We start from the raw sequence: 11,043 nt of genomic DNA, 5'->3' as shown, positions 1-11,043 counted from the left end.
CCCGGTGCGCGGCCGGCCAGCGCGCGAGGGCGGCACATGGGCTTCGCCCTTGCCGCTGCGACCCTTGCCCGAACCGCCGGCGCCGGGGAATTTGATGATGGCGCTTTCGTCGGTCAGCGTGGTAAAGCCTGATGCCGGCGCCGAGGTGAAGCGCTCGACCTGCGATCCGGGCTCAACGGTGTCGCCCTTGCCGGCTTCGAAGGCGTCGATGATCTCTTCCAGCCGCTCCGGAGTCAGATCCTCGTACGTGTCCTTGAAGATCATCACCATGGGCGCGTTGACGCAGGTGCCCTGGCACTCGACCTCCTCCCAGGAGAGCGTGCCCTCTTCGTTCGTCTTGAACGGCTCAGGATTGATCTTCTTCTTGCAAACGTCGATCAGGTCGCCCGCGCCGCGCAGCATGCAGGGCGTGGTGCCGCACACCTGGACATGAGCGCGCGTGCCGACGGGCTCGAGCTGGAACTGGGTGTAGAAGGTCGCGACCTCCAGGACGCGGATCAGCGGCATATCGAGCATCTCGGCGACATGCTCGACCGCGGCGCGGGTCACCCAGCCCTCCTGCTCCTGGGCACGCATGAGAAGCGGAATGACGGCCGAATATTGCCGTCCCTTGGGATATTTCCTGATTGTCTCCTTCGCCCAGGCCTTGTTCTCCCTGGTGAAGGCAAAGCCTGAGGGCTGGATGGCTTCGTCTGCGAGACGGCGGACTGACATTATCTGTCTACCTCACCAAAAACGATGTCGAGGGAGCCAAGCACGGCGGCGACATCGGCCAGTAGATGGCCCCGGCACATGAAATCCATTGCCTGGAGATGGGCAAAGCCCGGCGCGCGCAGCTTGCAGCGGTAGGGCTTGTTGGTGCCGTCGGAGACCAGGTACACACCGAATTCGCCTTTCGGCGCCTCGACCGCAGCATACACCTCGCCGGCCGGCACGTGATAGCCTTCCGTGTAGAGCTTGAAGTGATGGATGAGCGCCTCCATGGAGCGCTTCATCGCCCCACGCTTGGGCGGCACCACCTTTCCGTCCTCATTGGAGACGGGGCCGACGCGCTGCTTGCCGAGGAGTTGCTCGACGCACTGGCGCATGATCTTCGCCGACTGGCGCATCTCTTCCATCCGGATGAGATAGCGGTCGTAATTGTCGCCGTTCTTGCCGACCGGGATGTCGAAATCCAGTTGCCGATAGCACTCGTAGGGCTGGCTCTTGCGCAGGTCCCAGGCCGCGCCCGAGCCGCGCACCATCACGCCGGAGAAACCCCAGGCCCAGGCATCCTCGAGGCTGACGACGCCGATATCCACGTTGCGCTGCTTGAAGATCCGGTTTTCCGTGAGCAGTTCGTCGAGATCGTCCATTGTCTTGAAGAACGGATCGATCCACTTGCCGATATCCTCGACGAGCTTTTCGGGCAGGTCCTGATGCACGCCGCCGGGCCGGAAATAGGCCGCATGCATGCGCGAGCCGGAGGCGCGCTCGTAGAAGACCATCAGCTTCTCGCGTTCCTCGAAGCCCCAGAGCGGCGGCGTGAGCGCGCCGACATCCATGGCCTGCGTCGTGACGTTCAAGAGATGGTTCAGGATACGGCTGATCTCGGAATAGAGCACGCGGATGAGCTGTCCGCGGATCGGCACGTCAATCTCCAGAAGCTTTTCGATCGCCAGTGCGAAGGCATGCTCCTGGTTCATCGGCGCGACATAGTCGAGCCGGTCGAAATAGGGGATCGCCTGCAGATAGGTCTTGTGCTCGATCAGCTTCTCGGTGCCGCGGTGCAGAAGTCCGATATGCGGATCGACCCGCTCCACCACCTCGCCGTCGAGTTCCAGCACCAGACGCAAAACGCCATGCGCGGCGGGATGCTGCGGGCCGAAGTTGATGTTGAAATTGCGGACTTGCGTCTCAGGCATTTCCGGCGTCCTGTTTGGCGGTGAAGGCCGCAATGACCTCCGCTCCCGTCATTTTCTTGGTATCGTTCGCGAAGGCGTAGTTGGCGGGCTTTTCATCGACGAATATCTCCGACGCGAATGCAAACGCGTCCGGGTCCTCGAATGCATGGATCGACACGGCGGCACGGTCACCGCCGACACCGCGCCAGAACAGCGACGAGCCGCACTTGCGGCAAAAACCCCGCTCGCCCCAGTCCGAGGAGCGATAGACGGCCGGTTCCTCACCTGCGACGATCTGCAGACCTTCGCATTCAACCGCCATGAAAGTCCCGCCCGACCAGCGCCGGCACATGCCGCAATGGCATACGCCCATTTCATGTTCGAGCGGTATCGCCTCGAAACGCACCGCGCCGCATAGGCACCGACCGTTCAGCTTTGCGTTCTTGCCCATCACGCAGCCTCAGTTCGCCTTCTCATCGCCGGGCAGGACGTAATCCGTCCCCTCCCAGGGCGAGAGGAAATCGAAGTTGCGGAACTCCTGGCGCAGGTCCACCGGTTCGTAGATGACTCGCCGGGCATCCCCGTCATAGCGCACTTGCACGAAGCCGGTGAGCGGGAAGTCCTTCCTGAGAGGATGCCCCTCGAAGCCGTAGTCCGTCAGGATGCGGCGCAGGTCCGGGTGGTCGGAGAAAAGGACGCCGTAGAGATCGTAAATCTCGCGCTCGTACCAGTCGGCCGCCGGAAACACCTCGACCACCGAAGGCACCGGCGTGTCCTCGTCCGTCGACACCTTCACGCGGATGCGCTGGTTCTGGCGCGGCGAGAGAAGGTGATAGACGATCTCGAAGCGCTTGTCGCGCTCGGGATAGTCGACGCCCGAGATATCGACGAAGGCGAAGAACTGACACTGAACGTCCGTCTTCAGGAAGTTCAGCACGTCGATGATGTCGCCCGGCTCCACGAACAGCGTCAACTCGCCATAGGCGACCATCGCGTCCTGGATCTGGGCGTCGAGCTTCTCGGTAATGTAGGCCGCAAGGTCCTTCAGCGCTTCGCTCATGGCTCGCTCCTACCGTTCGATCGTGCCGGCGCGGCGGATCTTCTTCTGTAGAAGAAGAATGCCGTAGAGCAGCGCTTCGGCCGTCGGCGGACAGCCCGGCACGTAGATGTCGACGGGCACGATGCGATCGCAGCCGCGCACCACCGAATAGGAATAGTGGTAGTAGCCGCCGCCGTTGGCGCAGGAGCCCATGGAGATGACGTAGCGGGGCTCCGGCATCTGGTCGTAGACCTTCCTGAGCGCCGGCGCCATCTTGTTGGTCAGCGTGCCGGCGACGATCATCACGTCGGACTGGCGCGGGGAAGCGCGCGGGGCGACGCCGAAGCGCTCAGCATCGTAGCGCGGCATGGAGACATGCATCATTTCCACCGCGCAGCAGGCGAGCCCGAAGGTCATCCACATGAGCGAACCGGTGCGCGCCCAGGTGATCAGCGCCTCGGACGAGGTGACGAGAAAGCCCTTGTCGGTCAGCTCTTCGTTGATGGAGCCGTAAAAGGGGTCGTCCTTGCCGACCGGGTTGCCCGTATTCGGGTCGATGATGCCGCGGGGCGCGGGCGCGACGAGCGTGTCGTTCAATCCCATTCCAGCGCTCCCTTCTTCCATTCATAGATAAAGCCGATCGTCAGCACGCCCAGGAAGATCATCATGGACCAGAAGCCGAACCAGCCGATTTCGCCGAAGGACACCGCCCAGGGAAACAGGAACGCCACCTCGAGGTCGAAGATGATGAAGAGGATGGCGACCAGGTAGAAGCGCACATCGAACTTCATGCGCGCATCGTCGAAGGCGTTGAAGCCGCACTCATAGGCGGACAGCTTCTCCGGGTCGGGGTTGCGGTAGGCGACGATGAACGGGGCGATGATCAGCACCGTACACAATCCCAGCGCGACCGCGAGGAAGATGATGATGGGTAGATATGAACTCAAGAGATCGTTCATCGTCCGACTTTCCGTTGCCCGCGTGAGGCGAGGCTCCGTACTGGGCGCATAACACCACCGCCGGCGGCCCGCAGCGCGGCAAGGCCCTTGTTGCAACGCGGCGAGGGTTAGCGCAGGCGGTCAGGGGACGCAAGTCAAACCTTGGCAAGAATGGGGCATGGAATGCCCCTTACCCGCAAGGACCGAACCCCGCCTGCCCGCCCCCTGAGGCCAGCGGATATCCCCCATGTAGGAATATTTACATGCGCCGTGAAGCCTCCTTCCGCGGGTTATCCAGAAAATGTCAGCAGTGAAGACGTGGAACGGGGCAAACGGGTGGCCGGTCCGGCGCCGGAACGCTAGCCTGCGCGCGAAGTCGACAAGGGAGGCGGAAGATCCGTGCCAAACGGTGAGAGGCTGACACAACGGCATGTGCGACGAATTGTCCTCGCCGCGCAAGGCTTTGGCGATCGACGACCGAAAGGCCCGGTGGAGCGGCGGCACATGATGCGCGTGCTGGGCCGCATCGGGCTCTTCCAGATCGATTCGGTCAATGTGGCCACCCGCGCGCACACCATGCCGCTCTTCTCGCGCCTGGGGCCTTACCGCACCAGCCTATTGGAGCGCAGCGCCGCGCGCCGGCCGCGTGTCCTGTTCGAATACTGGGCACACGAGGCGTCCCTCCTGCCCGTCGAGACGCAACCGCTCCTGCGCTGGCGCATGGAGCGCGCGGCCGACGGCAAGGGAATCTACGGCGGCCTCGCCCGCTTCGGGCGCGAGCGGCGTGCCTTCATCGACGAGGTGCTGGCCGAGGTCGCCCGCCGCGGTCCCCTCGCCGCCTCCGACATCGACGGGCACACGGGCACTTCCGGCTGGTGGCAGTGGAGCGACGCCAAGCGCGCGCTCGAATGGCTCTTCTGGGCGGGATACGTCACGACGCATTCGCGCAAGCCCAGCTTCGAGCGGCTCTATGACCTGCCCGAGCGGGTGCTGCCGCCGGAGATCCTCGCCACGCCCACCCCCGCGCCCGAGGACGCCATGCGCGGGCTCGTCGAGATCGCGGCGCGGGCGCTTGGCGTCGGCACGGCAAGCGACCTGCGCGACTATTTCCGCCTGCCGCCGGCCGATTGTCACGCCCGCATCGAGGAGTTGGTGGAAGCAGGCATGCTCGTGCCCGTTGCGGTGAAGGGTTGGCCGCAGCAAGCCTATATGCATCGCGAAGCACGCCTACCGAGAAAGGTCCGCGCGCGGGCGCTGCTCGCCCCCTTCGATCCGCTCGTCTGGGAACGCGCACGGACGGAGCGCCTGTTCGACTTCCGCTACCGCATCGAGATCTACACGCCCGCCGAGAAGCGGGTCTACGGCTATTACGTCTTCCCCTTCCTCCTGGACGAAGGGCTCGTCGCGCGCGTCGATCTCAAGGCCGACCGGCAGCGGGGTGTCTTGCGCGTGCAGGCCGCCCATGCCGAGCCGGGCGCCCCGCCCGAGACGGCGGCGGAGCTGCGGGCGGCGCTGTCGGAGATGGCCTCATGGCTCGGCCTCGAACGCGTGGAGATCGGCGAGCGAGGCGACCTTGCGGACACGTTGAAGGCGGCTGAGGAATTGAATCGTCTTGACGTGGATCTGGAAACCCGTTGATGAGATCTTTCCGTTAAGGTGCCCGGGATTTCAGGGGGCGACTGTCCTTTGTATGGAGTAGAATCGATGTTCGCCCGTGCCCTTTCCCTCCTTCTCCTCCTGACCCCGAGCGCGGCCGCGCAGCCGCTCGAGTGCAGCGACATCACCGGGAGCGTGTTCGAGGACCGCAACGGCAACGGCTATCAGGATCCCGGCGAGCCGGGCCTGCCCGGCGTTCGGCTTGCCACCGTCTCCGGCCTGCTCGTTGAGACGGATGCCAAGGGGCGGTTCCACATCGCCTGCCCGCAGGCCCCCGGCGGCCCCTTCGGCTCGGCCTTCGTGCTGAAGCTCGACACGCGGACGCTCCCCACGGGCTATCGCGTGACCACCGAGAATCCGCGCATGGTGCGCCTGACCCGCGGCAAGGCTACCCACCTCGCCTTCGGCGTCAGCCTCAAGCGCTAACGCCTCGGCCCGTAACGAGAATCGATGTTCGGAAAACACAACGTGCCGGTTCGGCGCAGACAGGGCCTTTGTGCGCCCACGCGGGCGTACGGCACTGGAGCGCCACGCTGCACGAGATAATCTGAGTTTCGAAGGAATGGCGCGAGTGACGGGGCTCGAACCCGCGACCTCCGGCGTGACAGGCCGGCACTCTAACCAACTGAGCTACACCCGCGCGACCGACGCCGCTGATTTGCGTGGCGTCGTGGCGGTCACTTAGGCGCTTCCTGATGCCCTGTCAAGCAGGTCCAAGGTGCTTTGCTGGCTGAATTCACACGGACGATGCCGACGCGCGATTTCCGCTTGCGATCGGACCACGAACCGCCTAAACGGACGGGCTTGAGAGCCGGCCGCCAGGCCGGCACCGCGACCCTGGGGCGATTAGCTCAGCTGGTAGAGCGCTTCGTTTACACCGAAGATGTCGGGAGTTCGAGTCTCTCATCGCCCACCACAATCTCGCACCCTGCTGCCAACCACGGCACGCTTCACGCCCTCCCCCAGAACGCAGAAAAGCCGGGTCGAAGCCCGGCTTTCCTTGAAAACAGATCCTGTCGGGCGATCAGTTGATCGCGTCTTTCAGGCCCTTGCCGGCGGAGAATTTCGGCACGTTGCGGGCCGGAATCTGAACCTCGGCGCCGGTCTGCGGGTTGCGGCCCGTGGTGGCCTCGCGCCGCGAGACGCTGAAATTGCCGAAGCCGACAAGCCGGACGTCGCCCCCCTTCTTCAGCTCGCCCGTGATGACGGAAAAAACCGCGTCGACTGCGGACTGCGCATCGCCCTTGGAGATGCCGGCCTGGTCAGCCACGGCGGATACCAGCTCGTTCTTGTTCATAAACAACAAACCCCTTCTTGATAACGGCCGGAGATCGACTCAACCGGCATGCGGCGCAGTTTATGAAGAACCAACTTGTCGACCAAGCGGGAAATGAGCCGGAAAAGCGAAAATTCCCCGGATTTCCGGGGTTTTCCAACAAAAAGCCGGCCCTTTCGGGCCGGCTTTCGTTTTTTCGGCTGGTTTCGGGCCACAATCAATGGGCGACAGTCTGGCTTCCCGCCTCCTCGGAGACGTCCACCTTCTGGGCCGCGGCGACCGGTTCCACCCATTCGATCGGCTCGGGCATGCGTACCAGCGCATGCTCCAGAACCTCGCCGACGCGGGCGACCGGCACGATCTCCAGGGCGTTCTTCACGTTCTCCGGAATGTCGACCAGGTCCTTGGCGTTCTCTTCCGGGATCAGAACGGTCTTGAGACCGCCGCGGAGTGCGGCGAGCAGCTTCTCCTTCAGTCCGCCGATGGGCAGCACCCGCCCGCGCAGCGTGATCTCGCCGGTCATGGCGATGTCCTTGCGGACCGGGATGCCCGTCGCAACGGAAACGATGGCCGTCACCATGGCGACACCGGCGGAAGGACCGTCCTTCGGCGTGGCGCCCTCGGGCACGTGCACGTGGATGTCCTTCTTGTCGAAGATCGGCGGCTCGACGCCGAAATCGACCGCTTTCGAGCGGACATAGGAGGCCGCCGCGGAGATCGACTCCTTCATCACGTCGCGCAGGTTGCCCGTGACCGTCATCTTGCCCTTGCCCGGCATCATGACGCCCTCGATGGTGAGCAACTCACCGCCGACCTCGGTCCATGCGAGCCCGGTGACGACACCGACCTGGTCCTCGCCCTCGGCCTCGCCGAAGCGGAAGCGCGGCACGCCGAGATAGTCGGCCAGGTTCTCCTCGGTGACCTCCACCGTCTCGACACCCGTCTTGGTGATCTCGGTGACGGCCTTGCGGGCGAGCTTCATCAACTCGCGCTCGAGGTTACGCACACCGGCTTCCCGCGTATAGGTGCGGATGATCGCCTGCATGGCGCCGTCTGTGATGGAGAACTCCTCTTCCTTCAGCGCATGCTCGCGCACGGCCTTGGGCAGGAGATGCCGCTTGGCGATTTCGACCTTTTCGTCCTCGGTGTAACCGGCGATGCGGATGATCTCCATCCGGTCCATCAGCGCCGGCGGAATGTTCAGCGTGTTCGCCGTCGTCACGAACATCACGCTCGACAGGTCGTATTCGACCTCGAGGTAATGGTCCATGAAGGTCGAGTTCTGCTCCGGATCCAGGACCTCGAGCAGCGCCGAGGACGGATCGCCGCGGAAGTCCATGCCCATCTTGTCGATCTCGTCGAGCAGGAAGAGCGGATTGGACTTCTTGGCCTTCCGCATCGACTGGATGACCTTGCCGGGCATCGAGCCGATATAGGTGCGCCGGTGTCCACGGATCTCGGCCTCGTCACGCACGCCGCCCAGCGCCATGCGCACGAACTCGCGTCCGGTGGCCCGGGCGATCGACTTGCCGAGCGAGGTCTTGCCGACGCCGGGAGGGCCGACAAGGCACAGGATCGGGCCCTTGAGCTTCTTCTGCCGGCTCTGCACCGCAAGATACTCGACGATGCGCTCCTTGACCTTTTCCAGTCCGAAGTGGTCCGCGTCGAGCACCTCCTCGGCAAAGCCCAGGTCGTTGCGCACCTTGGAGCTCTTTCTCCACGGGATGGAGAGCAGCCAGTCGAGATAGTTGCGCACGACGGTCGCTTCCGCCGACATGGGCGACATGGTCTGGAGCTTCTTCAGCTCCGCTTCCGCCTTTTCGCGCGCTTCCTTCGACAGCTTGGTCTTCTTGATGCGCTCCTCGAGCTCGGCCGCCTCGTTGCGGCCGTCCTCGCCCTCGCCGAGCTCCTTCTGGATGGCCTTCATCTGCTCGTTGAGGTAGTACTCGCGCTGCGTCTTCTCCATCTGCCGCTTGACGCGGGAGCGAATGCGCTTCTCCACCTGGAGGACGGAAATCTCGGCCTCCATGAAGCCCATGGCCTTTTCGAGCCGCTCGCGCACCGACAGCGTGGCCAGCATCTCCTGCTTTTCCGGGATCTTGATCGCCAGGTGCGAAGCCACCGTGTCGGCGAGCTTCGAGTAATCCTCGATCTGGCTCGTCGCGCCGACGACCTCGGGCGAGATCTTCTTGTTGAGCTTCACGTAATTCTCGAAGTCGGCGACGACGGAACGGGCAAGCGCCTCGATCTCGACCTCGTCCTCCTTGGGATCGTGCAAGAGCGAGGCACGCGCCTCGTGATAGTCCTCGCGCTCGGTGAAGCCGGAAATGCGCGCACGCGCGGCACCCTCGACGAGCACCTTCACGGTCCCGTCGGGAAGCTTGAGCAATTGCAGGACGTTTGCGAGCGTGCCGACATCGTAGATCCCGCTCGGGTCGGGATCGTCGTCGGCGGCGTTCATCTGGGTGGCCAGCAGCACCTGCTTTTCGGCCCCCATCACCTCTTCCAGCGCCTTGATCGACTTCTCGCGCCCCACGAAGAGCGGCACGATCATGTGCGGAAACACCACGATGTCGCGCAACGGCAAGACCGGAAAGAGGGTGTCACCGGAAGTTTTCGGGGTCTCAGTCATTGTTCAGCCTTTTTATGCCGCGACCGCTCGAAAGCCGATCGCGGACCTCATATGAAAGACGTCGTTCCGCTCTTGGAAAGCTTGCCGGCTGCAACACCATCCGGAACGAAACCCGCCACCACTTGCTGCCATAGGTGGAGGCGCGGAGCCTTGAGATCAAGGGTAGAAGCCCGGCAATTCCAGCACCGTACCGACCGGGGGCGACCGGCCTCCAGGGCCGGTAGATGGTCCCCCCGTCGACGGATTGCCGGTCTCACGCGCTAACGCTGCCCTTTTCCTTTTCACGCTCGGCGTAGATGTAGAGGGGGCGCGCATTGCCGCTGACCACCTCGTCCGAGATCACAACCTCCTGAACGCCTTCCAGCGCCGGCAGCTCGAACATGGTGTCGAGCAGGATGGCTTCCATGATGGAGCGCAGGCCGCGCGCTCCCGTCTTGCGCTCGATCGCCTTGCGGGCGATCGCCAGCAGTGCGTTCTCGTGGAAGGTCAGTTCCACGTTCTCCATCTCGAACAGGCGCTGATACTGCTTGACCAGCGCGTTCTTCGGCTCCGACAGGATCTGGACCAGCGCCTGCTCGTCCAGGTCCTCCAGCGTCGCCAGCACCGGCAGGCGGCCGACGAATTCCGGGATGAGGCCGAATTTCAGAAGGTCCTCCGGCTCGACCTGGCGCAAAAGCTCGCCCGCGCGGCGATCCTCGAGCGAAGCCACGTCGGCGGCAAAGCCGATCGAGGTCTTGCGGCCGCGGTCGGAGATGATCTTCTCGAGCCCCGCGAAGGCGCCACCGCAGATGAACAGGATCGAGGAGGTGTCCACCTGCAGGAATTCCTGCTGCGGATGCTTGCGCCCACCCTGGGGCGGCACGGAGGCGACCGTGCCCTCCATGATCTTGAGCAGCGCCTGCTGCACGCCCTCGCCCGACACGTCACGCGTGATCGAGGGGTTGTCGGACTTGCGCGAGATCTTGTCGATCTCGTCGATATAGACGATGCCGCGCTGGGCGCGCTCGACATTGTAGTCCGCCGACTGCAGCAGCTTGAGGATGATGTTCTCCACATCCTCGCCCACATAGCCCGCTTCGGTGAGCGTCGTGGCGTCGGCCATGGTGAAGGGCACGTCGATGATGCGCGCCAGCGTCTGGGCGAGCAGCGTCTTGCCGCAGCCCGTCGGCCCGATCAGCAGGATGTTGGACTTGGCCAGCTCCACGTCCGGGTTCTTGCCGGCGTGCGCCAGGCGCTTGTAGTGATTGTGCACGGCGACGGAGAGCACCCGCTTGGCGTGGTCCTGGCCGATCACGTAATCATCGAGAACCTTGATGATCTCCTGCGGGGTGGGCACGCCCTCACGCGACTTCACCATCGAGGACTTGTTCTCCTCGCGGATGATGTCCATGCACAGCTCGACACATTCATCACAGATGAAGACGGTCGGGCCGGCGATCAGCTTGCGCACCTCGTGCTGGCTCTTGCCGCAAAACGAGCAGTACAGCGTGTTCTTGGAATCACCGCCGCTGTTGCTGATCTTGCTCATCTTTCATGTCCTTTCAGTACCACCGGCGCCCCTTGATACGGGGTTTCTGCCGGGAGAGCGAAGAAAGGAGGGGTTTGGTTCCCCACCACTT

General features: G+C 63.8%; 11 protein-coding genes and 2 tRNA genes. 3 read left to right on the top strand and 10 right to left on the bottom strand.

The features are described 5' to 3' along the window. From nuoE to ACFP9U_RS11295, 6 genes are all read right to left on the bottom strand, one after another. On the bottom strand, positions 1–714 hold a 714-nt coding region (gene nuoE / locus ACFP9U_RS11320; protein ID WP_378621438.1), incomplete at its 3' end, for an NADH-quinone oxidoreductase subunit NuoE. Continuing rightward, entirely contained in the window at positions 714–1,904 is a 1,191-nt protein-coding gene (locus ACFP9U_RS11315) for an NADH-quinone oxidoreductase subunit D (protein WP_378621436.1), read from the bottom strand. The genes ACFP9U_RS11315 and nuoE, both read right to left, overlap by 1 nt. Continuing rightward, complete coding sequence (locus ACFP9U_RS11310; protein ID WP_378621434.1) at positions 1,897–2,334, bottom strand: GFA family protein; 438 nt, start codon at positions 2,332–2,334, stop codon at positions 1,897–1,899. The genes ACFP9U_RS11315 and ACFP9U_RS11310 overlap by 8 nt, the downstream gene beginning before the upstream one ends. Before the next feature lie 9 nt (positions 2,335–2,343). Further along, the gene (locus ACFP9U_RS11305) at positions 2,344–2,943 is read right to left on the bottom strand and encodes an NADH-quinone oxidoreductase subunit C (RefSeq protein WP_378621433.1); all 600 of its coding nucleotides are present in this window, start codon (positions 2,941–2,943) and stop codon (positions 2,344–2,346) included. Positions 2,944–2,952: 9 nt separating this feature from the next. Next, on the bottom strand, positions 2,953–3,525 hold the full coding sequence (locus ACFP9U_RS11300; RefSeq protein WP_322450771.1) for a NuoB/complex I 20 kDa subunit family protein: 573 nt from the start codon (positions 3,523–3,525) through the stop codon (positions 2,953–2,955). Next, the gene (locus ACFP9U_RS11295; protein ID WP_322450770.1) at positions 3,516–3,881 is read right to left on the bottom strand and encodes an NADH-quinone oxidoreductase subunit A; all 366 of its coding nucleotides are present in this window, start codon (positions 3,879–3,881) and stop codon (positions 3,516–3,518) included. Before ACFP9U_RS11295 ends, ACFP9U_RS11300 begins: the two co-directional genes overlap by 10 nt. A gap of 492 nt (positions 3,882–4,373) precedes the next feature. On the opposite strand from ACFP9U_RS11295, the gene ACFP9U_RS11290 reads away from it, so the two are divergent. Continuing rightward, on the top strand, positions 4,374–5,498 hold the full coding sequence (locus ACFP9U_RS11290) for a winged helix-turn-helix domain-containing protein (protein WP_378621441.1): 1,125 nt from the start codon (positions 4,374–4,376) through the stop codon (positions 5,496–5,498). A 66-nt stretch (positions 5,499–5,564) separates the two neighbouring features. After that, entirely contained in the window at positions 5,565–5,942 is a 378-nt protein-coding gene (locus ACFP9U_RS11285; protein ID WP_378621431.1) for a hypothetical protein, read from the top strand. Positions 5,943–6,079: 137 nt separating this feature from the next. Here ACFP9U_RS11285 and ACFP9U_RS11280 read toward each other — a convergent pair. Then, positions 6,080–6,156 (bottom strand) — tRNA-Asp (locus tag ACFP9U_RS11280). 200 nt (positions 6,157–6,356) lie between these two features. On the opposite strand from ACFP9U_RS11280, the gene ACFP9U_RS11275 reads away from it, so the two are divergent. After that, positions 6,357–6,432, top strand: a tRNA-Val gene (locus tag ACFP9U_RS11275). 108 nt (positions 6,433–6,540) lie between these two features. Here ACFP9U_RS11275 and hupB read toward each other — a convergent pair. The 3 genes from hupB to clpX form a co-directional block, all read right to left on the bottom strand. Then, on the bottom strand, positions 6,541–6,813 hold the full coding sequence (gene hupB / locus ACFP9U_RS11270) for a DNA-binding protein HupB (RefSeq protein ID WP_322450768.1): 273 nt from the start codon (positions 6,811–6,813) through the stop codon (positions 6,541–6,543). A 196-nt stretch (positions 6,814–7,009) separates the two neighbouring features. Continuing rightward, the gene (gene lon / locus ACFP9U_RS11265; RefSeq protein ID WP_378621429.1) at positions 7,010–9,424 is read right to left on the bottom strand and encodes an endopeptidase La; all 2,415 of its coding nucleotides are present in this window, start codon (positions 9,422–9,424) and stop codon (positions 7,010–7,012) included. Positions 9,425–9,677: 253 nt separating this feature from the next. Beyond that, positions 9,678–10,952, bottom strand: a complete 1,275-nt coding sequence (clpX, locus tag ACFP9U_RS11260; protein WP_378621427.1) for an ATP-dependent Clp protease ATP-binding subunit ClpX — start codon at positions 10,950–10,952, stop codon at positions 9,678–9,680. Between the last annotated feature and the right edge of the window lie 91 nt (positions 10,953–11,043).

Source organism: Nitratireductor sp. GCM10026969, from assembly GCF_042660605.1.
In the GTDB taxonomy this organism is placed as follows: Bacteria; Pseudomonadota; Alphaproteobacteria; order Rhizobiales; family Rhizobiaceae; genus Chelativorans.
This window is presented reverse-complemented; position numbering and strand designations above follow the sequence as displayed.